The following is a 20,093-nucleotide window of genomic DNA, read 5'->3' as shown; positions in this document are numbered from 1 at the left end:
CGCGCGCCGCGTTGCCGAGGGCATGATCTTCACTCGACGTATCGTCGCCGCCGCCGCTCTCGCCGCCGGGGTCACGGGTCTCGCCGCGCCCCTGACGCACGCGGCCGAAGCCCCGGACACCGGCAGGACCAGCCTGATGACCACGCTCGACGCGCTCACCACGAGCGGGCTCCCCGCCGAGCACCGGGCCGACCTCCCGCCGGTCTCCCGGCAGTTGGCCGAGCTGAACCAGGTGAGCGAACTCGACAAGCTGAACGAACTGCACCAGGTCACCGACCTCGTGGCCCCCGTCACCGGCCTGCTCCCCGGGCTCCAGGCCTGACCGCCGGCTCCCTGAGGGCCGCACCCGGACCGTCGGGAGGCGGCCCCACTCGCGCCGGCCCTCGCCGCCGGGGACGAGCGGCGCCTCACTCGGCCGTCGCGAGGAACTGCGTCGCCGCCAGCTCCGCGTACAGCGGATCGCCCGCCACCAGCTCACGGTGCGTCCCCACGGCCCGGACCCGGCCCGCGTCCATGACGACGATCCGGTCCGCCGTCGTCACCGTCGACAGGCGGTGCGCCACGACCAGCACCGTCGTCGTCCGGGCGACATCGGCGACGGTGTCGCGCAGCGCCGCCTCGTTCACCGCGTCCAGCTGCGAGGTCGCCTCGTCGAGCAGCAGCAGCCGGGGGCGCCGCAGCAGGGCGCGGGCGATGGCCACCCGCTGCCGCTCGCCGCCGGACAGCTTGGTCCCGCGATGCCCGACCAGCGTGTCCAGGCCCTGGGGCAGCCGGGCGGCCAGCCCGTCCAGACGGGTCGTCTTCAGCACCCGCCGCACGGTGTCCTCGTCCGCCTCCGGGTTGCCCAGCAGCAGATTCTCCCGCAGCGAGCCCGACAGCACCGGCGCGTCCTGCTCGACGTACCCGATGGAGGACCGCAGGAGGGGCAGATCCCAGTCGGTGAGGTCGCGGCCGTCGAGGCTGATCGTGCCCGACTCGGGGTCGTAGAACCGCTCGATGAGCGAGAACACCGTGGTCTTGCCCGCGCCCGACGGCCCGACGAACGCCGTCATGCCGCGCGCCGGCACGTCGAACGTCACCCCGTGATGGACGTACGGCAGATCGTCGGCGTACCGGAAGCGGACGTCGGCGAAGGCGAGCGAGGCCGGCTCGGCGGCGGGGGAGGGCAGCGGCGCCGGCCGGGCCACCGGCTCGGCCGGCAGCCGCAGCGCCTCCTGGATACGGCTGAGGGCGGCCGCGCCCGTCTGGTACTGGGTGACCGCGCCGACGACCTGCTGGATCGGCGACATCAGATAGAAGACGTACAGCAGGAACGCCACCAGCGTGCCGATGTCGATCGCACCCGTGGCGACCCGCGCACCGCCCACCGCCAGCACGGTGATGAACGCGGTCTGCATCGCGAGGCCGGCCGTGTTCCCGGCCGCCGCCGACCACTTGGCGGCGCGCACGCTCTGCCGCCAGGACTCCTCGGCCGCCGCGTGCAGCGTCTCCTCCTCCCGGTGCTCGGCGCCCGACGCCTTGACCGTGCGCAGGGCGCCCAGCACCCGCTCCAGCGAGGCCCCCATCACGCCGACCGCGTCCTGCGCCCGGCGGCTCGCCCGGTTGATACGCGGCACGATCACCCCGAGCACCGTGCCCGCACCCAGGACCACGGCCAGCGTGACCCCCAGCAGCACAGGGTCGACGAGACCCATCATCACGACGGTCGCGGTGAGCGTGAGCCCACCGGTACCGAGGCCGACCAGAGAGTCGGTGGTGACCTCGCGCAGCAGCGTCGTGTCGGAGGTGATCCGGGCCATCAGATCACCGGGCTCGCTGCGGTCGACGGCCGGGATCCGCAGCCGCAGCAGATACGAGGACAGCGTCCGCCGCGCACCCAGCACCACCGACTCGGCGGTGCGCCGCAGCACATACGAACCGAGCGCCCCCACCGCCGTGTTGGCGACGACGAGCGCTGTCAGGGCGAGCAACGCGCCGGTTATCGCGCGGTCGTGGGCCAGGTCGTCGATCAACCCCCGTGCCACGAGCGGCAGCAGCAGCCCCGTGGCTCCGGTGACCAGCGACAGCACCGCTCCCGCCAGCAGTGTCCAGCGGTGCGGTCGTACGTAGTCGAGCAGCAGCCGCCACGGGGGCCGTACGTCGGCTGTCTCTGCGTTGCTCACGGCGCTCCTCGGGGGTCGGACGGAGCCTTCAGGCTACGGCGGCGGTAGCCGAGCGTGGCCGCAAGGAGGGGTTCCGGAGCCGTCGGCCGTGCCCCTACCGATCAGTCACGCGTAGGGTCGGACCTGGGACGGATGACCGCCGAAGAAAGGGGCAGCACCATGCCGCAGGAAGTACGCGGAGTGATCGCGCCGGGCAGGAACGAGCCGGTGCGGGTGGAGACGATCGTGGTGCCGGACCCCGGCCCGGGGGAAGCGGTCGTGAAGATCCAGGCCTGCGGGGTGTGCCACACCGACCTGCACTACAAGCAGGGCGGCATCAACGACGAGTTCCCCTTCCTGCTCGGACATGAGGCCGCGGGCGTGGTGGAGTCCGTCGGCGAGGGTGTCACGGACGTGGCGCCCGGTGACTTCGTCATCCTGAACTGGCGAGCGGTGTGCGGACAGTGCCGGGCCTGTCTGCGCGGCCGCCCCTGGTACTGCTTCGACACGCACAACGCCGAGCAGAGGATGACCCTGCTCGACGGCACCGAACTCTCCCCGGCCCTCGGTATCGGCGCCTTCGCGGAGAAGACGCTGGTCGCGGCCGGCCAGTGCACGAAGGTCGACGCGTCGGTGTCGCCGGCCGTGGCCGGTCTGCTGGGCTGCGGGGTGATGGCCGGCATCGGTGCCGCGATCAACACCGGCAACGTCGGGCGCGGGGACACCGTCGCGGTCATCGGCTGCGGCGGGGTCGGTGACGCGGCGATCGCGGGGTCGAACCTGGCCGGAGCGGCGAAGATCATCGCCGTCGACATCGACGACCGCAAGCTCGCCAAGGCCCGCGAGATGGGCGCCACGCACACCGTGAACTCCAAGGAGAACGACCCGGTCGAGGCGATCCGCGAGCTGACCGGCGGCTTCGGCGCCGACGTCGTCATCGAGGCGGTCGGCCGCCCGGAGACGTACCAGCAGGCCTTCTACGCCCGCGACCTCGCCGGCACGGTCGTCCTCGTCGGGGTGCCCACCCCCGAGATGAAGCTCGAACTCCCCCTCCTGGACGTCTTCGGGCGCGGCGGAGCGCTGAAGTCCTCCTGGTACGGCGACTGCCTGCCCTCCCGCGACTTCCCCATGCTGATCGACCTGCACCTGCAGGGGCGCCTGGACCTGGGCGCGTTCGTGACCGAGACCATCGCCCTCGACGAGGTGGAGAAGGCGTTCGAGCGGATGCACCACGGCGACGTCCTGCGTTCGGTGGTGGTGCTGTGATGGCCGCCCGCATCGAACACCTCGTCACCTCGGGCCGGTTCAGCCTCGACGGCGGCACCTGGGACGTGGACAACAACGTCTGGATCGTCGGCGACGACCACGAGGCCGTCGTCATCGACGCCGCCCATGACGCCGCCGCCATCGCGGAGGCCGTCGGCGACCGCCGGCTCACCGCCATCGTGTGCACCCACGCCCACAACGACCACGTCGGCGCTGCCCCCGCCCTCGCGGACCTCACCGGCGCCACCATCTGGCTGCACCCCGACGACCTGCCGCTGTGGAAGCTCACCCACCCCGGCCGCGAGCCCGACGCCCATCTGGCCGACGGACAGGTCATCGAGGCCGCCGGCACCGACCTGACCGTTCTGCACACCCCCGGGCACGCGCCCGGCGCGGTCTGCCTCTACGACCCCGGGCTAGGTGTGGTGTTCACCGGCGACACCCTCTTCCAGGGCGGCCCCGGAGCCACCGGCCGCTCCTACTCGCACTTCCCGACGATCATCACGTCCATCCGCGAGAAGCTGCTCTCCCTCCCGCCCGGGACGAAGGTGCTCACCGGCCACGGCGAGGCCACGACCATCGGTGCCGAGGCACCGCACCTGGAAGAGTGGATCGCCCGGGGCCACTGACAAAGGTGACAGGAGATGTCCGGCTTCCCCGGCACCCTCGGAGTGACACCGCTCGGGTGTCACCACTCACCAGGGAAAGGGAGGCCGGACATGCCGGGTCCGCTGCAGGGCAGGGTCGCGCTCGTAGCCGGAGCGACACGGGGCGCCGGGCGGGGCATCGCCGTCGAACTGGGCGCGGCCGGCGCCACCGTATACGTGACGGGACGCACCACCCGCGCCCGCCGCTCCGAGTACGACCGCCCCGAGACCATCGAGGACACCGCGGACCTGGTCACCGAGGCCGGCGGCCAGGGCATCGCCGTACCCACCGACCATCTCGAACCCACCCAGGTCCGCGCCCTCGTCGACCGCATCGACGCCGAGCAGGGGCGCCTCGACCTCCTCGTCAACGACATCTGGGGCGGGGACAAGCTCTTCGAGTGGGACACCCCGGTCTGGGAGCACGACCTCGACAACGGCCTCCGGCTCCTCCGCCTCGCCGTCGAGACGCACGCCGTCACCAGTCACCACGCCCTGCCGCTGCTGCTGCGCCACCCCGGCGGCCTGGTCGTCGAGATGACCGACGGCACCGCCGAGTACAACCGGGACACCTACCGCGTGAACTTCTTCTACGACCTCGCCAAGGCGTCCGTCCTGCGCATGGCCTTCGCCCTCGGCCACGAACTCGGCCCACGCGGCGCCACCGCCGTCGCGCTCACCCCCGGCTGGCTGCGCTCGGAACTCATGCTCGACACCTTCGGCGTCACCGAGGACACCTGGCGCGAGGCCCTCGACCGCGTCCCCCACTTCGCCATCTCCGAGACACCCCGCTACGTCGGCCGGGCCGTGGCCGCCCTCGCGGCCGACCCCGAGGTGGCCCGCTTCAACGGCCGGTCCCTCTCCAGTGGCGGCCTCGCCCCGGTGTACGGCTTCACCGACCTCGACGGCAGCCGCCCGGACGCCTGGCGCTACCTCGTCGAGGTCCAGGACGCGGGCAGGCCGGCCGACGTGACGGGCTACCGCTGAGCACTCGCTCCCCGCACCCGCCGGCCTTCCCGCCTGTCGTGCGGGACAAGGGCGGACAGGAAGTTCACCGTTTCGTCACAGCTTGAGCGGGACTACAACCGCCGCCCCCGGTCACCGGTCTAGGTTGACGAGATCGCCGCAACCGCGCCAGGAAGAGGGCACCCATGGGGGACATACGCAGACGAGGAGCCGTCGCTCTCGGGGTCACGGGGCTCATGGCCCCGCTGACGCTCGTGCTGGGCGCCGCGCCGGCCCAGGCCGCGACCTGCACCACGCAGGCCGGGCCGTACCAGAAGCAGGTGGAGAAGTTCCTCGGCCGGCCCGTCGACGGCAGGCAGTCCACAGCCGACTGCAGGGCGATCCAGGCCTTCCAGACCAAGCACGGCATCACCCCGAACATCGGTTACGCCGGATCCGTCACCTGGGGCGTGATGGATCTCATGAACAAGCAGAAGGCGGTGGGCACCAACCCGAACCGGTCCGGTGCCTGCCCGACCAACAAGGGCCGGATCGCCTGCGTCAACCTCACCCTCCAGCTCAGCTGGATCCAGGACGGCAGCAGGCTGGTCTACGGTCCCGTCCCGGTCCGCACCGGCCGCAACGGGTACGAGACCCGCACCGGCCTGAAGAAGATCTACTGGCGGGACATCGACCACGTCTCCAGCATCTACAACGTGCCGATGCCCTACAGCCAGTTCTTCGACGGCGGCCAGGCCTTCCACTCGGTCAACCTCAGCATGTGGAACCCGCCGGGCTCCCACGGCTGCGTCAACATGACCCCGACCACCGCCAAGAAGTACTGGTCGCTGCTGAAGAACGGCGACGACGTCTTCGTCTACGGCCGCAAGCCGGGCACCTGAGGGCACCCGGCCCGCCCGGCTCAGCTCTCCGGGGCGTCCCCGAAGTCCGGGATCTCCAGCCGCACCCCGCCCTGCCGTGCCGACTCGTGCGCGACGATGCCCGGCAGGGTGTAGCGGGCCGCCACCCAGGCGTTCACGGACGGCAGCGTGCGCGTGTTGACCGCGGTCACGAAGTCGTCCACCAGGAAGTGGTGGCTGCCTTCGTGCCCGTTGTGCAGCTGGTCGAACACCCGGGGCAGCCGTGAGCGGTCGTGCACCGGCGCCGAACCGGAGGTGAAGGCGGCCCTCAGGTCGGGCGCTATGTGCTGGAGCGACGGGTCGTCGGGGGACAGGGTGGGCTTGGGCTCCAGCAGCTCGCTGATGTCCTTGACCCCCTTCTTGTCCTGCCACAGCGCCACCGTCGCGAGCTGTTCCATGCTCGCCTCCGTACCGAAGAACCGGAAACGCGACTCCCGGATGTGGGAGGGGTAGCCCACCCGCCGGAACTCGTTCGTACGGAACGAACCGCCGCCCGCCACCTCGAACAGGGCGGTCGCGTTGGAGAAGTCGTTCCCGAACTGGCTGACCGACCGGTCGAAGACGCCGTCGCGCCGCTCGTCGACGACCCCGATGGCCGACACGCTCACCGCGTGCGTCCGCCAGGCGCCCAGCACCCCGCCCACCGAGTGCGTCGGGTACAGCAGCGGGGGATAGCTGGCGGTCGCCCTCCAGTTCTCGCCGCCGCTGTACTGGTACGCCTCGTAGAACCCCAGGTCCATGTCGTGGACGTAGTCGCCCTCGGCGTAGAAGATCCGTCCGAAGGCGCCCTCGGCGATCTGGTTGCGGGCGTGCACGGTCGCCGGGTTGTACTGGCTGGTCTCGCCCATCATGTACGTCAGCCCGGTCGCCTTGACCGCGTCGATGATCGCCGCGATCTCCTCGGTGCTGATCGCCATGGGAACGGCGGAGTACACGTGCTTGCCGGCGTTCAGGCCCTGCAGCACCAGCGGGCCGTGCGTCCAGCGTTGGGTGAAGATCGCGACCGCGTCGACCGCCGGCGACTCCAGCATCGCCTCGTACGAGGGAAAGGTGCCGGCCAGCCCCTGGGCGGACGCGAGTTGCTCGGCCCGTTCGGGCAGCAGATCGGTGACGTACACGTCACCGACGCCGGGGTGGGCCTGGAACAGCGTGGCGAACTGGCCGGAGAACTGGCCGGCGCCGACGATGCCGAGGGAGAACGTCATGGGGGGCGTGCCCTTCACTGGTGGAGTCACTGGGAGAGGATCAGGTTGATCTGGTCGTTGGTCTCGTCGAGGCTGCTCACGGACTTGCCGTTGCCGTACACGTCCTGCATGGCAGGGTGCATCAACGCGAACACGTCGGCCGCGTAGTCGGTGATCGGATAGGAGAAGGTGGTGAAGTCCTCGTGGTCGGCGACCGGCTTGGTGAAGGCCGTGACGTCGATGCCCTTCTTCTTGTACGCGGCGATGGCGGCGTTCGTGCCGTCGGGGGTGGCCGGGAAGACGATGCCGTACGCTCCCACGGTCTTCTGGCACTCGTCGGAGGCCAGATACCGCACCCACTTCTTCGCGCCCTCCTTGTTGCGGGCACTCCTGGTGACGGAGTCCGCGAGGCCGTTCATCATCGTGGCCCGCTTGCCGGTGGGGCCGGCCGGGGTGACGGCGGTGCCCACCTTGATGCCCTTGAAGGCGTAGTACGTGGAGATCATCCAGGCACCGTCGAAGGCGGCGGCGGCCTTGCCCGCGGCGACCTGCGCGTTGGCCGGGTTGGCGCCCGCGTTGTAGTCGGTGAGCGGGGCCAGATAGCCCTTCTTCGCCAGGCCGAAGTACCACTTGATCACGGACTGGAAGGTCTTGTCGTCGTACCGGTACTCGGTGCCCCACCGCTTCTTGTCGGTGTAGGTCCAGCCCGCGGAGGCGGCGAAGGTGCTCCACTGCGTCTGGCCGTCGCCGTCCCCGGCGCCGCCCGTGGCCAGCCCGTACACCTTCACATGGTCCTTGTCGAAGCCCGCCTCGTCGCCGCGCCTGCCGTTGACGTCGACGGTGAGGTGGGCGACGGCCTTCTCGAAGGTGCCGCCGTCCTTCGGGTTCCAGGAGAGCCCGTTCAGGTCCTGTGCGGTGAGCCCGGCCGCCTTGGCCATCTTCTGGTTGTAGAAGAGCGCGACGGTGTCCCAGTCCTTGGGCGCGCCGTAGCGGTGTCCGTCCTGGCCCTTCCAGTTGGCGGCGAGCCCGGACTGGTACGCCGACTCGTCGATGCCGAGGTCGTCGAGCGGCTCCAGCACCTTAAGATCGGCGAACTGGCCGAACTTCTGGATGTGGTCGGTGAACACGTCCGGCTGGGTGCCCGCGATGAAGCTCGCGGTGAGCTTGGTCCAGTAGTCGTCCCAGCCCATCTGTGTGATCTTCACCTTCAGGCCCGGGTTCGCCTTCTCGAAGCCCTTCGCACAGGCCTGGTAGGCGGGCAGCTGGTTGGCGTCCCACAGCCAGTACGTCACCGTGTGCGCGCCGGATCCGGCGGCGCCGCCCTGGGCGCACCCGGCCACCAGGGACAGCGCCAGCGCCCCGGTCATCGCCACGACCGTACGCATACGAACTCGCATGCCCGTCCCCTCACTTGATTCCGGTGAAGCTGATGGTGCCGACGATGCGGCGCGCGAAGAAGCCGAAGAGCACGAGCATCGGAAGGGCGGCGATGAGCGTGGCCGCCATCAGGCCGGACCAGTCGTAACCGGTCTGCGGGGTCTGTGCCCGGAAGACGGCCAGGGCCACGGTGAGCACCCGCGAGCTGTCGCTGTAGGACACCATCAGCGGCCAGAAGTAGTCGTTCCAGGCGGTGATGTACGTCAGCACGCCCAGCGTGAGGATCGGCGTGGACGCCATCGGCAGCAGCACCCGGAAGAAGATCCGGACCTTTCCGGCGCCGTCCAGCAGGGCCGCCTCCTCGACCTCCTGGGGCACGTTCATGAAGAACTGCCTGAGGAAGAACACCGCGAACGGCGTCATGAACATCGTCGGCAGCGCGATGCCCAGCAAGGTGTCCACCAGGCCGAGTTGCTTGATGAGCACGAAGTTCGGCAGCAGGGTGAAGATGGCCGGCACCATCAGCCCCGCCAGGAAGAGCCCGAACACCTGGTCCCGGCCCCGCCAGCGCAGCCGGGCGAAGGCGTACGCGGCCATCGCGGAGAAGAAGATCTGGCAGACGGTGACCAGGGTGGAGACGACCACCGAGTTGATCAGATACCGCCAGAACGTCAGCCCGCCGCCCGCGCCGCCCTGGGCGATCGCCTCCTTGGTGGACTGCAGGCCCAGGGCCCGCTCGAAGCCACCGGTGGTGAGGCCCGTGGGCAGCGGGTCGCCGGGGTGGGCGGCGAGCGCGGTGTTGGTGGACAACGCGGTGCGCAGGATCCAGTAGAACGGCAGCAGGGTGATGAGCACGATCGCGGCCATCGCCGCCCATGCCGCGATCCGGCCGATGGAGGGCCGGCGTCCGGTCCGCCGTACGGTCGTGGTGGTCGGTGCGGTCGGCGTGGTCGCCGGTGTGTCTGCCACGACAGCCATGGAAGTCTCCTCTCAGCCGAGGTCGGTCCGGCCGGCCCGGGTGAGCCGGTACTGCAGGACGGTGATCGCGCTCAGCACGACGAGCAGCGCGACGGACATCGCGGAGGCGTAGCCGAACTGGAAGCGGCCGAAGGCGGCGCCGTAGATGTAGTACTGGAGCACGTTGGTGGCGTTCGCCGGTCCGCCCTGCGTGGCGACGGCGACCGTGTCGAAGACCTGGAACGAACCGATCACCGTCATGATCAGCACGACCGCCAGCACCGGCCGCAGCAGCGGCATGGTGATCCGCCAGAACATCCGCCACTCGCTCGCGCCGTCCACCTTCGCCGCCTCGTACATGTCGCTCGGAATGGCCTGGAGCCCGGCGAAGAGCAGCAGCGCGGTGTACCCGACATGGCGCCAGACGTTGATCAGCGCGATCGTCGGGATGGCCCAGGTCTCGTCGGCGAGGAACGGGATGCGGTCGAACCCGAGCGCGGAGACGACCTCGTTGCCGATGCCGAGCTGGGTGTCGAGGATCCACAGCCAGACGACACCGGCGACGACGTTGGACATCAGATAGGGGGTGAGCACGATCCCGCGCAGCAGCGCGGACTGCGTCAGCCGCTGAAGGAGTACGGCGATGGCGAGGGCGCAGACCGTCTGGACACCGATGTTGATGACCACGTACTCGACGGTGACCCGCAGGGAGTTCCAGAAGATCGGGTCGTGGACCATCCGGTCGTAGTTGGCCAGGCCCACCCACTCCGCCGGCGTCAGCAGGTTGAAGCGGGTGAAGCTCAGATAGACGCCCCGCAGCGTGGGCCAGAGCAGGAAGACCAGGAAACCCAGCAGGGCCGGTGCCAGGAAGACCGCGGCGAGGCGTCCGTCCCCGTTCCCCCGCCGTGTGGGCGCTCTGCTCGGGCTGCTGGAGGCGATCGTCATCGGAAGACTCCCTCGTCTGTCGCGGCTCACTCTCGGACTTACTTTTGAACCGAAAGAATCGAGGCGTCAAGAGGCGTGCGCACATCTTTTGGCGTGGACTCCACGGGCCCTAGAGTGACCTCGATACTTCCATGGCAAAAAAAATCACCGAGGCGAACAGGTGGGGGAGACTGACCCTCATGACCGCACGTACCGCCAGCTGGTTGCCGCTGAGCTCCGGAGAGCGCTCGGTCGCGATCGAGGTGCTCGTCCACGGCCCGCTGTCGCGCACCGACCTGGCGCGCCGGCTCAACCTCTCCGCCGGCAGCCTCACCCGGCTGACCAAACCGCTGATCGAGTCGGGGCTGCTCGTCGAGGTGCCCGAGGGGGGCGTCCCGGCGGAGGTGCGGCAGGGGCGCCCCTCACAGCCGCTCGACGTGGTCGCCGGCTCCCGCTCCTTCCTCGGCTTCAAGGTCACCGAGGACATGGTGTACGGCGTCGTCACCACCCTCCGGAGCGACATCGTCGCCCGCCACGACCGCCCGCTCACCAGCCACGAACCCGGGGAGGTGGTCGCCGTCCTCGGCGAGATGACCGACGAACTGGCCCGCACCCACCCCGGTCTGGCCGGCATCGGCATCGGGGTGGGCGGGCTCGTCCAGGACCGTGCCGTCGTCGGGGAGTCGGCCTTCCTCGGCTGGCGCGACGTGCCGCTGGCCGCGCTCACCGAGGAGCGCACGGGGCTGCCGGTGGTGGTCGAGAACGACGTCGCCGCCCTCGTCGAGGCCGAGACCTGGTTCGGCGCCGGCCGCGGCCTCGACCGCTTCGCCGTGCTCACCATCGGCGCCGGTCTCGGCTACGGCCTCGTCCTCGGCGGCAAGCGGGTCCCTTTCGCCGAGGAGGACCGGGGCTTCGGCCGCCACTGGATCGTGAACCCCCACGGCCCGCTCACCCCCGACGGCGAACGCGGCAGCGCCGTCTCGCTGCTGACCATCCCCAGCATCCGCTACCAGGTCCAGGCCGCCACCGGCCGGGAGTGGACGTACGAGGAGATCCTCTCCGGCGCCGCCGCCGGGGACCCCCTGCCCGCCCGGGTCGTCGACGAGGCGGCCCGCGCCCTGGGCACGCTGGTGGCGCAGATCGCCAACTTCGTCCTGCCGCAGAAGATCCTCCTGGCCGGTGAGGGCGTCGGCCTCATGGACGTGGCAGGAGGGACGGTGGAGGAGACCATCCGCGCCCACCGGCACCCGATGGCCGCCCCCGTCGACCTGGAGACCAAGGTGTCGGACTTCCACGACTGGGCGCGCGGAGCCGCCGTACTGGCGATCCAGGTGCTGGTACTGGGCACGGCGGAGGGGTGGGCGCAGGGATGAACGGGCGCGCGGGGGTTGACAGATGGACGTGATCAGTAACACGGTGTCGAATGCCCGAATTATGCGTACTTACTCACGCGGCCTTCACCTCGGCAGCCGTATGCTCACATCATGTCCACCACTGTTGAAACCGTTTCCGATCGTTCGGCTGACGAGGTCAACGAGGAGATCCGGGCCCTGTGGCTGCGGTCGGGCGGGACACTGAGCGTCGAGCAGCGTGAGGAGTACCAGCGGCTCGTCCTGGAGTGGGCCGCCGCGGCCCCGCAGCCGCTGAACGCGGTCTGACGCTCCCTGAGGATCTCCGAGCCTCGTCGACCGAAGCGGGCACCCTGACCGGGTGCCCTTTTCGTTGTCCGCGGCCCCTGCGGGCGACTCAGCCCCAGGTCGCCGAGTAGTACTCCCGGTAGGCCCTGCGGTCCTGTTCGGCGCGGAAGTACCGGGTCGCGACCAGGGCGACCAGACTGCCGCCGATCACCAGCAGACCGGGGCCGATGTTCTTCGGGTCGGTGAGCCGGGAGGCCAGGGTCGCGCCGTCACCGAGGCCCGTCACGGGGGTGGTCGAGCCCGGCGAGGTCGAACCCGGCGCGATCGCCGCCTGGGTGGGCGAGACCGACGGCTGCGGAGCACCGGACGGCGACGTGGAGCCCTGGCCGGCGTTGTCCGAGGGCGCGGCCACGATCAGCGTCACCCCCAGCTGGGCCAGCGCCCGCGTCACCGGCTGGAAGAACGTCGTCCCGCCCGTCGTGCAGTCACCGCTGCCGCCCGAGGTGATGCCGAGCGCGATGCCCTCGGAGAACATCGGCCCGCCGCTGTCGCCGGGCTCGGCGCACACGTTCGTCTCGATCAGCCCGCTGACCGTGCCCTCCGGGTAGTTCACCGTCGCGTCGAGTCCGGTGACCTGGCCGTCCCGCAGCCCCGTGGTGCTGCCGCTGCGGAACACCCGCTGGCCGACGGCCGCGTCACCCGTGCCCGTGATGCGCACCCCGTTGCCGTCGCCGATCGCCACCACGTCGGCCCCGTCACCGGCCTTGCCGCTCGCGTACTGCACCAGCGAGAAGTCGTTGACCGGGAAGCTCTGGTTGACGGTCTGGCCCACCTGCTGCCTGGCCGTGTTGTCGGCGAACCAGGTCGACCCGTTCGGCCCGCAGTGCCCGGCGGTGAGGATGAAGTCGTTCGTCCCGTTGGTCACGTTGAACCCCGCCGAACAGCGCCCGCTGGTGGACAGGATCGGCTGGGCGCCGTTGAGGCGGGTGGTGAACTTGCCGGTGGTGCGCTCCATGCGCACGAAGCTGCCGATGCCGGTGGCCGTCTTCGTCAGCTGCGCCCAGTCGGAGCCCGACACGGTGCTGTCGGCCTGCACGACGACCTCGTTGGTCCGGTAGTCCATGACCCACGCCGTCCCGGGCACCTTGGGTGCCGAACGCAGCGTTGCCGCGGCCGACTTGAGCTCGTTCATGCTGTGGCCCACGAGCTTCGCGGTGGCGCCCGCCGCGCGTACCGTGGCGGCCGACTCCTCGTCGGTGACCGCGACGACCGGACGCCCCTCGGCGTCGAGCCAGGTGCCCGCCGTACGGGAGGTGCCGAGCTCCTTGACAAGCGCCGCCCCGGGATTGGTGACGACGGACTCCGGCGCGCTGCGCGGCGTCGCCGAGCCGGCGGGCGTCTCGGTCGCCATGGCCGCCTGGGTGACCATGGCTCCTCCCAGGAGGAGTCCGCCGACTGCCGCCAGCCGTGTCACTCGCCGGACGATCCGTCGTCGTGCGTGCCTCATGCCTGGCTCCCGAAAACCCCGAACGTGCGGCCTCAACGCCGCGGGGCTCTCCGGTCGTCGAGCGCCCTCATCCCCATACGTGCGAAGGCCCGGCCGCGTTCACCCCGGACGTGATCACATCGGCGTCGGGGATCACCTCACTGCTTTCGCGCCACCCCGCCGAACATCGCGACCTCCGCCGGCTCGGCCCCGCCGGTCCCCTCCGGGGACGGGCGCCAGCGCGAGCACGACACCACACCCGGCTCCAGCAGCTCCAGGCCGTCGAAGAACCGGGCCACGTTCTCGGGCGTGCGCTGGGTCAGCTTCGGCGTGCCGTGCTCGTTCCAGAACATCACCGCCTCGTCCACGTCGGGCATCGCCGGACTGGTGACGGTGTGCGACAGCACCAGATGGCTGCCCGACGGCAGGCGGTCGAGCAGGTGGCGCACCAGCCCGTACGGGTCCTCGTCGTCGCCGATGAAGATGACCACGCCGAGCAGCATCAGCGCCACCGGCTCGTCGAAGTCCAGTGTCTTCGCGGCGTGTTGGAGGATCGCGTCGTAGTTGCGCAGGTCCTCGTCGAGGTAGTCGGTGCGGCCCTCGGGCGTGCTGGTGAGCAGGGCCCGGGCGTGCGCCAGGACCAGCGGGTCGTTGTCGACGTACACCACCCGGGCGTCCGGGGCGAGACGCTGGGCGACCTCGTGGGTGTTGTCCGCGGTCGGCAGACCGGTGCCGATGTCGAGGAACTGGCGGATGCCGGCCTCTCTCACCAGATGCTCCACGGCGCGGCCCAGGAAGAGCCGGTCGGCGCGCGCGTACTCGCCGATGCCCGGGTGTAACTCCCGGATCCGGTCGCCGGTCGCCCGGTCGACGTCGTAGTTGTCCTTGCCGCCCAGCCAGTAGTTCCAGATGCGGGCCGTGTGCGGCTGGGTGATGTTGATACGCGTGTTCTCTGTCATGGGTCGGCTCCGGCGGGAGGAGTGGTGACGTGCGCAGTCAACAAACAATCTAGACAGGGAAGTTGACGCCCGTGGCAGGACCGCCGCTTTGCGCCGCCGCCGGTTGGAGCCGTGCCCAGCTGCGCTCGTCGCCCCACACCGCCGATCCGCCGGTGTAAGGGCGCAGCAGCGCGGCGAGCACCGGGTCGCCACGCCCGTTCAGTTCGTCGGAGGCGATCCTGCGGGCGATCCCGGCGAGGAAGTCGGCGAGCTGCACCCGCGCGTCGTCCCGGGCGACGACGAGCCGCAGCCCGGCGAGGGCGATGCCCTCCCGCCCCGCCGCCTCCTCGATCCAGGCGATCCGCTCCGGCGTGAGCATGTTCTGCCGGTCGTGCGCGAGCCGGACCGCCCGCCCGCCGCGGCTCCAGTGCGCGGCCGTGCGCAGAATGGAGGGAAGCAGGGGATTCAGCACCGGAACGAGAGCGGCCGTGCCGTCCCGGATTCCGTCCCGGTAGGCGATGGCACGGGACCGCTCCGCCGACAGCAGCGCCAGAATGTCCGCCGCGCGCGTTCCGGAGTACTCCTCGCACAGTGTGCCGACCGTGCGGAAGAACGCTTCGACGGGTTCCTCCGCTCCTTCACCGGCCCGCACGCGCAGCAATCGGTTGGCCGCTTCGAGGAATTGCCGCCATGTGGCCGCCGGGAAAGTCCGCCGCCCCTCCCGGAAGAGCTGGCCGGCCATCTCCGGCTCGTCGAGCAGCAGGTCGGCGGTCCGGTCCACGACGAAGAACGCCTTCTCGACCAGGTGTACATGCGCGTGCCCGTACAACGGTCCGGACTCCGACAGCAGCCATTCCAGGACGGCCCGGTGTTTCTCCCGCAGCAAATGGTTCGCCTTGTACTCCTCGGCGGGCGAACGGATACGGTCACGGATCTCCCGCACCTGCGCGGCGGCGAACTCCTCCGGCAGCCGCACACTGCCGTGCGCGAACACATCCGTGTTCCCGCCGGTGAGATTCTCCCCGTCCGAGCCGGACTCGTCGCAGGCCACCTCCAGAGATGTCCCGTTCGCGCGATCCCAGGTCACACCACGGCCCCCTATCTTGTGCCCCATGAACAGCATCCCGCACGAAACCTCCGGTGCACCAAACCCTTTTCGCGCCGTCACCCTCGACCGGCTCCGATGTCGTACGAGCATGAAATGGCGCACCTATCCGGCCGACGTCCTTCCGCTGTGGGTCGCGGAGATGGACGTGCCGCTCGCCGAGCCCGTGGTCCGTGCGGTCACGGAGGCGATGGCACTCGGCGACACCGGCTACCCGGTGGGCTCCGCCTACGCGGAGGCGCTGGCCGGCTTCGCCGCCAAACGCTGGGGGTGGCACGGACTCGCGGTCGAGCGGACCGCGATGGTGCCCGATGTGATGCTGGGCGTCGTCGAGATGCTCAAGCTGGTGACCGGGCCCGGCGACCCGGTCGTCGTCAACCCGCCGGTCTACCCGCCGTTCTTCCGGTTCGTCACCCATCTCGACCGCCGGATCGCCGAGGCCCCGCTCGGTGCGGACGGACGACTCGACCTCGCCGTCCTGGAGGAGGCCTACCGGCGGGCCGTCGCGGGCGGCGGGCGGGCCGCGCACCTGCTGTGCAGCCCGCACAACCCGACCGGCACCGTGCACACCGCCGGGGAGCTGGCCGCCGTCGCCGCCCTCGCCGAGCGCTACGGCGTCCGTGTCGTCGTCGACGAGATCCACGCCCCGCTCACCGCCACCGGGGTCGACTTCGTGCCCTACCTCGACGTACCCGGCGCGGAGAACGGCCTGTCGCTGATGTCGGCCTCCAAGGCGTGGAACCTGGCCGGTCTCAAGGCGGCCCTGGCCGTGGCGGGCCCCGGTGCCGCCGCCGACCTGGCCCTGCTGCCCGAGGAGGTCTCGCACGGACCGAGTCACGTCGGCGTCCTCGCCCACACCGCCGCCCTGAGCGACGGCACCGCCTGGCTGGACGCCCTGCTGGCCGGGCTCGACGCCAACCGCCGCCTGCTCACCGATCTGCTGGCCGAGCACCTGCCCGGGGTGCGCTACCGGCCGGGGGAGGCGACCTACCTCGCCTGGCTGGACTGCCGGGCCCTGGACCTCGGGGACGACCCGGCCGAGGTCTTCCTGGAGCGCGGCCGGGTGGCGCTCAGCCGGGGGCCCGAGTTCGGCACCGGCGGGGCGGGGTACGCACGGCTGAATCTGGCCACCTCGCCCGAGATTCTCACCGAGGGCGTACGGCGGATGGCGGCGGCCCTGCGCTGATCCTCCCCTCGGGCCGCGGCGTCGAGCCCGGCCCGGACGCCCTCGACTCGGCGGTGCGCAGCCGGGACGACACCGGGCGCCCGCGGATCCGGCCGGACCGGGAGCTGAGGCTGCCGAGGTGGTGTCCCGCCCTAGACTGCTGAGCATGGACGAGAACGCGCTCGAGCGCCTGGGGGCGGGCAAGTACCTGCTGATCACCAGCTACCGGAAGAACGGGACCGGGGTCGCGACCCCGGTGTGGGTGGTGCGCGACGGGGACACGATCGGCGCCTGGTCGGCCGCTGACTCCTGGAAGGTGAAGCGGATCCGGGCCCGCGGTGATGTCCTCGTCGGACCCTGCGACGCCCGCGGCAACCCCACCGGCGACCAGGTCCCGGCCACCGCCGAGATCTGCGACGCGGAGACCACCGCGCGCTATCGCACGCTGCTCGCCCGCAAGTACGGCATCATGGGGCGCCTGGTCCTTCTGGGCAGCCGACTGCGGCGAGGCCTGGACGGGACGGTCGGGATCCGTATCACGCGGTGACACACAGGAGGGGGCATGGGCCGGGCCGGTCCATGCCCCCTTTCTTTTGTCAGGCGGGCGCGGCTTACGGCGCGTCCGTCACCGTCCCCGTCACCACGGGCCGGCCGGGCAGCGGGTCGGCTTCGTCGTCGGTCAGCGCGAGGCGCACCGACTCGGCCGGCTCGGCCACCCCGTCCTTCACCGTCGGCACGGTGAAGTCGACGCTCGAGTCCCCGGCCGGGACCTTCATCCACACCCACAGGCTCGCCTGGGACAGCGGGCGCTCCGGGTCGGGTGCCTCACCGGAGGTGTCCAGCAGCCACTGCGGGTCCACGTCCTTGGTGGACAGCTCGGCGCCCCCGGTGACCGGGAGCACCCGCAGGGGCTGCCAGAGCTCGACGTCGGCCGGCTCGGAGAGGGAGATCCGCCAGGTCAGCGTGCCGCCCTCGGTCACGCTGTCCGTGACCGGGGTGAGGGTGATCCCGGGCTCCGGGTCGTCGTTCACCGCGGTGACCCCGCCGCGGCCGGAGCCGACGACGGCACCGCGCACGGGCTTCACGAGGAGGTCCTGCTGCTCGTCGTAGGCGTAGCGCGTGTCACCCGTCACCTCGACGGGCACGTCGATCGGGGTGACGCCGGGCCGTACCGTGACCAGTTTCTCCTCGGCCTCGCCGGTCTCGTTGTCGACGACGTAGAAGCGGACCTGGCCGCTGCCGTGTCCGGACACCTGGACCGGGACGTGGTAGGTGCGGGTGCCGGAGTCGCCCTCCTCGACCTTGAGCCGGCCGATGTCGACGCGCGGCAGCGCCGCCGACTTCACCGCCGGCAGGCCGGGAGCCCAGCCCCAGGCGTCCATGAACCACGCCTGCCCGGACGGCGAACGCGGGGTCAGCTGGAGGGACTCGACGTGCTTGAGGTCCAGCCCGGCGCGGGTGGCGGCGGTCAGCGGAACGCGCAGTTCGCGGGCCCAGTAGGAGGAGGTGTGCTCGGAGCCCGGCAGCCCGTCGACCGTGACCCGGCCGAGCTTCGCGCGACGGCCGTGGGAGTCGGTGACGGTCACGTCCAACTGGGTGCCGGTGGTGTTCGGTGGTACGAACACGCGCAGCGCCAGGCTCTTGGAGCCGGACAGGGAGACGGGATCGGGGGAGGTGAACGTCGTCGGCGTGCCCGGCGCGGACCACTCCATGGCGACCCCGCGCTTGCCGGTGTCCTTCTCCAGATACCACCACTGGAAGTGCGGGGACATCCCCGTGGCGCTGCCGCCCGGCACACAGGCCTTGGCCGGGTCGGGGTCGCTCCAGCACACCCGGCCGCCGGTCACCTGCACCCCGTCGTCGAGCAGGAAACCACCCGTGCGCCGGGCGCCGACCGCGTGCGTCAGGACGCGGGCCGGGTCGGCGGAGGGCGCCCGCCCGCCGGTGCCGTCGAGGAGCGGACGCGCCCGGTCGTCACCGGCGACGAACAGCCGGGCCGCGGCGGCGATGTAGGTGGTGCCGGCCTGGTGCTGCTGGTCGGCGGTCAGCCGCGTGGGGGCGCCCACGGAGCACACCGGGTCGCGCTGCCCCTCCTCGGGGTCTGTCCAGAAGTCGTCGAAGGAGGGCGCCGCGGACTTGCCCGGCGTCCACTCGGTGTTGAAGAAGTTGTGGTTGGCGCCGACCACGTAGACGGCGCTGTGCAGGGCGGTGCCCGTGCCGATGCCGCGCGACCCGTCGAGGTACGTCTCGCCCTCGAGGTCGGCGACGTCGCCGTCGCAGCCGGGCAGGATGGTCGCGGAGGGAACGTCGGCGACCGGATTCTGGCCGAAGATCGTCGGTCCGATGAGGACCGTGCCGGCGATCTTCCAGCGGACCGGGCCGCGGTAGCCGTCCTGGGCGGCCGGTGCCGGGTACAGGCTGTCCATCGCGGCCCGGTTGACGCCCTCGCCGCCGCGCGAGTGGCCCACGAGCAGCACCTTGGAGAGGTCGGCCTTCGGCGCGTCGTGGACGACGGCCGGGGCGGTGCCGGGATGGGCCGCCCAGTTCGCCCACTTGGCGAGGTGCTGCCGCACCAGTGAGGAACGCGCCTGCGCGCCGCCGTCGTCGGCGTCCCAGTCCTGGCCGTTGACGCCGTTGGCCGAGATGGAGACGGTGACGTAGCCCTGCGAGGCGAGGAGCTTCTGGTCCTGCAGATAGCCTCTGTAGCTGGGGATCGACTCCATGCCGGCGGGGCACGGCCAGGTGATGTCGACGTCGTCCTCGGTGCCGCCGGGCTTGTAGCAGGTGGTGTGGCGGCCGTGCAGGAACAGCGCGAGCGGCCGCTTGCCGGTGGCGCCCTTCGGCGCGACGACCACGGCCTGCATCTCGACCGGTTCGGGGAAGTCCGGCAGCTTCACCGGGGCGAGGTCGTACTCGCCGGTGACCGTGCGGAAAGGACCCGGCTTGCCGGGGTCCACGGAGTTCGCCGGGAGCGCGGCCGGGGGCTTCGCGGCGGACAGCGCCTTCTTCGGCTCCTTGCCGGAGTTGCCGGCGGGCGCGTCCAATCGGCGTCCGCCCGCGAGGACCTGGAGGTCCTTCAGCGGGACGTCCTGGTCCAGGGTGAGCCGGAACGTGTGTCCGTCCCTGGCCGCCTCCGGTACGCCGAGCAGCCGGCCGTCCGCGTGGAACTCCACCCGGGAGTCGCCCATCGGAACCACCCTGTCCGACCGCCAGACCAGCTCACGCGCGGCCCCCTCCCCGGTGACGCGCCAGCCCGGCGGCAGCCCGCTCTCGGAAGCCGCCGTCAACGTCGTCGTCCCGTGCGGCTGTTGGGCCTGGGCCAGTCCCGGTGATGCCGCCAGTGCCGCGAGCACGGCCATGGCGGTGACACCTATTCGCCGGGCATGGATCAAGGGTCCCCT

Annotated in this window: 18 protein-coding genes; 9 read left to right on the top strand and 9 right to left on the bottom strand. The window is 71.1% G+C overall.

Features of this window, described 5'->3' with window-relative positions; genetic code table 11:
- Positions 1-22 precede the first annotated feature (22 nt).
- Complete coding sequence (locus ACIBVL_RS07220) at positions 23-322, top strand: hypothetical protein (RefSeq protein ID WP_399093203.1); 300 nt, start codon at positions 23-25, stop codon at positions 320-322.
- Between the two features lie 85 nt (positions 323-407).
- Here ACIBVL_RS07220 and ACIBVL_RS07215 read toward each other — a convergent pair whose 3' ends face one another.
- Positions 408-2,162 carry an ABC transporter ATP-binding protein gene (locus ACIBVL_RS07215; protein WP_399093200.1) on the bottom strand — a complete coding sequence of 585 codons (1,755 nt, stop codon included), beginning with the start codon at positions 2,160-2,162 and terminating at the stop codon, positions 408-410.
- A gap of 159 nt (positions 2,163-2,321) precedes the next feature.
- Between ACIBVL_RS07215 and ACIBVL_RS07210 the strand changes: the two genes are divergently transcribed.
- The 4 genes from ACIBVL_RS07210 (at position 2,322) to ACIBVL_RS07195 (ending at position 5,901) form a co-directional block, all read left to right on the top strand.
- Positions 2,322-3,407: an S-(hydroxymethyl)mycothiol dehydrogenase gene (locus ACIBVL_RS07210; RefSeq protein WP_399093197.1), complete on the top strand. Its 1,086-nt coding sequence runs from the start codon at positions 2,322-2,324 to the stop codon at positions 3,405-3,407.
- Complete coding sequence (locus ACIBVL_RS07205; RefSeq protein WP_399093194.1) at positions 3,407-4,036, top strand: MBL fold metallo-hydrolase; 630 nt, start codon at positions 3,407-3,409, stop codon at positions 4,034-4,036. Before ACIBVL_RS07210 ends, ACIBVL_RS07205 begins: the two co-directional genes overlap by 1 nt.
- Before the next feature lie 90 nt (positions 4,037-4,126).
- Positions 4,127-5,041, top strand: coding sequence for an SDR family oxidoreductase (locus ACIBVL_RS07200; protein WP_399093191.1), 915 nt, complete (start codon positions 4,127-4,129; stop codon positions 5,039-5,041).
- A 164-nt stretch (positions 5,042-5,205) separates the two neighbouring features.
- Complete coding sequence (locus ACIBVL_RS07195; protein ID WP_399093184.1) at positions 5,206-5,901, top strand: L,D-transpeptidase family protein; 696 nt, start codon at positions 5,206-5,208, stop codon at positions 5,899-5,901.
- Between the two features lie 20 nt (positions 5,902-5,921).
- On the opposite strand, the gene ACIBVL_RS07190 is transcribed toward ACIBVL_RS07195, so the two are convergent.
- The 4 genes from ACIBVL_RS07190 to ACIBVL_RS07175 are packed head-to-tail and all read right to left on the bottom strand — an operon-like array spanning position 5,922 to position 10,382.
- Entirely contained in the window at positions 5,922-7,124 is a 1,203-nt protein-coding gene (locus ACIBVL_RS07190) for a Gfo/Idh/MocA family protein (RefSeq protein WP_399094809.1), read from the bottom strand.
- Between the two features lie 26 nt (positions 7,125-7,150).
- Positions 7,151-8,500: an extracellular solute-binding protein gene (locus tag ACIBVL_RS07185; RefSeq protein ID WP_399093181.1), complete on the bottom strand. Its 1,350-nt coding sequence runs from the start codon at positions 8,498-8,500 to the stop codon at positions 7,151-7,153.
- Between the two features lie 10 nt (positions 8,501-8,510).
- The gene (locus tag ACIBVL_RS07180; RefSeq protein ID WP_399093178.1) at positions 8,511-9,458 is read right to left on the bottom strand and encodes a carbohydrate ABC transporter permease; all 948 of its coding nucleotides are present in this window, start codon (positions 9,456-9,458) and stop codon (positions 8,511-8,513) included.
- A gap of 12 nt (positions 9,459-9,470) precedes the next feature.
- Positions 9,471-10,382, bottom strand: a complete 912-nt coding sequence (locus ACIBVL_RS07175) for a carbohydrate ABC transporter permease (protein WP_399093175.1) — start codon at positions 10,380-10,382, stop codon at positions 9,471-9,473.
- A gap of 179 nt (positions 10,383-10,561) precedes the next feature.
- Between ACIBVL_RS07175 and ACIBVL_RS07170 the strand changes: the two genes are divergently transcribed.
- Positions 10,562-11,734, top strand: a complete 1,173-nt coding sequence (locus ACIBVL_RS07170; protein ID WP_399093172.1) for an ROK family protein — start codon at positions 10,562-10,564, stop codon at positions 11,732-11,734.
- 111 nt (positions 11,735-11,845) lie between these two features.
- Positions 11,846-12,019, top strand: coding sequence for a hypothetical protein (locus tag ACIBVL_RS07165; protein WP_399093169.1), 174 nt, complete (start codon positions 11,846-11,848; stop codon positions 12,017-12,019).
- A gap of 88 nt (positions 12,020-12,107) precedes the next feature.
- Here ACIBVL_RS07165 and ACIBVL_RS07160 read toward each other — a convergent pair whose 3' ends face one another.
- From ACIBVL_RS07160 to ACIBVL_RS07150, 3 genes are all read right to left on the bottom strand, one after another.
- A complete protein-coding gene (locus ACIBVL_RS07160) occupies positions 12,108-13,505 on the bottom strand; it encodes a S1 family peptidase (RefSeq protein ID WP_399093166.1) in 1,398 nt (465 codons plus the stop codon).
- A 137-nt stretch (positions 13,506-13,642) separates the two neighbouring features.
- Entirely contained in the window at positions 13,643-14,443 is an 801-nt protein-coding gene (locus ACIBVL_RS07155) for an SAM-dependent methyltransferase (RefSeq protein ID WP_399093163.1), read from the bottom strand.
- 49 nt (positions 14,444-14,492) lie between these two features.
- Positions 14,493-15,536 (bottom strand): hypothetical protein, encoded by a 1,044-nt coding sequence (locus tag ACIBVL_RS07150; RefSeq protein ID WP_399093160.1) that lies wholly within the window; start codon positions 15,534-15,536, stop codon positions 14,493-14,495.
- Here ACIBVL_RS07150 and ACIBVL_RS07145 point away from each other — a divergent pair.
- Together ACIBVL_RS07145 and ACIBVL_RS07140 are read left to right on the top strand one after the other, a co-directional pair.
- Entirely contained in the window at positions 15,535-16,713 is a 1,179-nt protein-coding gene (locus ACIBVL_RS07145) for a MalY/PatB family protein (RefSeq protein ID WP_399093157.1), read from the top strand. The two genes, ACIBVL_RS07150 and ACIBVL_RS07145, sit on opposite strands and share 2 nt — an antisense overlap.
- A gap of 145 nt (positions 16,714-16,858) precedes the next feature.
- Positions 16,859-17,239 (top strand): PPOX class F420-dependent oxidoreductase, encoded by a 381-nt coding sequence (locus tag ACIBVL_RS07140; RefSeq protein ID WP_399093154.1) that lies wholly within the window; start codon positions 16,859-16,861, stop codon positions 17,237-17,239.
- Positions 17,240-17,303: 64 nt separating this feature from the next.
- Here ACIBVL_RS07140 and ACIBVL_RS07135 read toward each other — a convergent pair whose 3' ends face one another.
- Complete coding sequence (locus ACIBVL_RS07135) at positions 17,304-20,051, bottom strand: hypothetical protein (RefSeq protein WP_399093151.1); 2,748 nt, start codon at positions 20,049-20,051, stop codon at positions 17,304-17,306.
- Positions 20,052-20,093: the final 42 nt, after the last annotated feature.

Source organism: Streptomyces sp. NPDC049687 (assembly GCF_044465285.1).
In the GTDB taxonomy this organism is placed as follows: domain Bacteria; phylum Actinomycetota; class Actinomycetes; order Streptomycetales; family Streptomycetaceae; genus Streptomyces.
Note: the sequence above shows the minus strand (reverse complement) of the source record. Positions and strands in the feature narration are given on the sequence as shown.

Coding starts and splice junctions, on each gene's coding strand:
- ACIBVL_RS07145 (WP_399093157.1), top strand. CDS start 15,535: ATGAACAGCATCCCGCACGAAACCTCCGGTGCACCAAACCCTTTTCGC.
- ACIBVL_RS07200 (WP_399093191.1), top strand. CDS start 4,127: ATGCCGGGTCCGCTGCAGGGCAGGGTCGCGCTCGTAGCCGGAGCGACA.
- ACIBVL_RS07205 (WP_399093194.1), top strand. CDS start 3,407: ATGGCCGCCCGCATCGAACACCTCGTCACCTCGGGCCGGTTCAGCCTC.
- ACIBVL_RS07210 (WP_399093197.1), top strand. CDS start 2,322: ATGCCGCAGGAAGTACGCGGAGTGATCGCGCCGGGCAGGAACGAGCCG.
- ACIBVL_RS07190 (WP_399094809.1), bottom strand. CDS start 7,124: ATGACGTTCTCCCTCGGCATCGTCGGCGCCGGCCAGTTCTCCGGCCAG.
- ACIBVL_RS07195 (WP_399093184.1), top strand. CDS start 5,206: ATGGGGGACATACGCAGACGAGGAGCCGTCGCTCTCGGGGTCACGGGG.
- ACIBVL_RS07140 (WP_399093154.1), top strand. CDS start 16,859: ATGGACGAGAACGCGCTCGAGCGCCTGGGGGCGGGCAAGTACCTGCTG.
- ACIBVL_RS07175 (WP_399093175.1), bottom strand. CDS start 10,382: ATGACGATCGCCTCCAGCAGCCCGAGCAGAGCGCCCACACGGCGGGGG.
- ACIBVL_RS07220 (WP_399093203.1), top strand. CDS start 23: ATGATCTTCACTCGACGTATCGTCGCCGCCGCCGCTCTCGCCGCCGGG.
- ACIBVL_RS07165 (WP_399093169.1), top strand. CDS start 11,846: ATGTCCACCACTGTTGAAACCGTTTCCGATCGTTCGGCTGACGAGGTC.
- ACIBVL_RS07155 (WP_399093163.1), bottom strand. CDS start 14,443: ATGACAGAGAACACGCGTATCAACATCACCCAGCCGCACACGGCCCGC.
- ACIBVL_RS07160 (WP_399093166.1), bottom strand. CDS start 13,505: ATGAGGCACGCACGACGACGGATCGTCCGGCGAGTGACACGGCTGGCG.
- ACIBVL_RS07180 (WP_399093178.1), bottom strand. CDS start 9,458: ATGGCTGTCGTGGCAGACACACCGGCGACCACGCCGACCGCACCGACC.
- ACIBVL_RS07150 (WP_399093160.1), bottom strand. CDS start 15,536: ATGGGGCACAAGATAGGGGGCCGTGGTGTGACCTGGGATCGCGCGAAC.
- ACIBVL_RS07185 (WP_399093181.1), bottom strand. CDS start 8,500: ATGCGAGTTCGTATGCGTACGGTCGTGGCGATGACCGGGGCGCTGGCG.
- ACIBVL_RS07170 (WP_399093172.1), top strand. CDS start 10,562: ATGACCGCACGTACCGCCAGCTGGTTGCCGCTGAGCTCCGGAGAGCGC.
- ACIBVL_RS07135 (WP_399093151.1), bottom strand. CDS start 20,051: ATGGCCGTGCTCGCGGCACTGGCGGCATCACCGGGACTGGCCCAGGCC.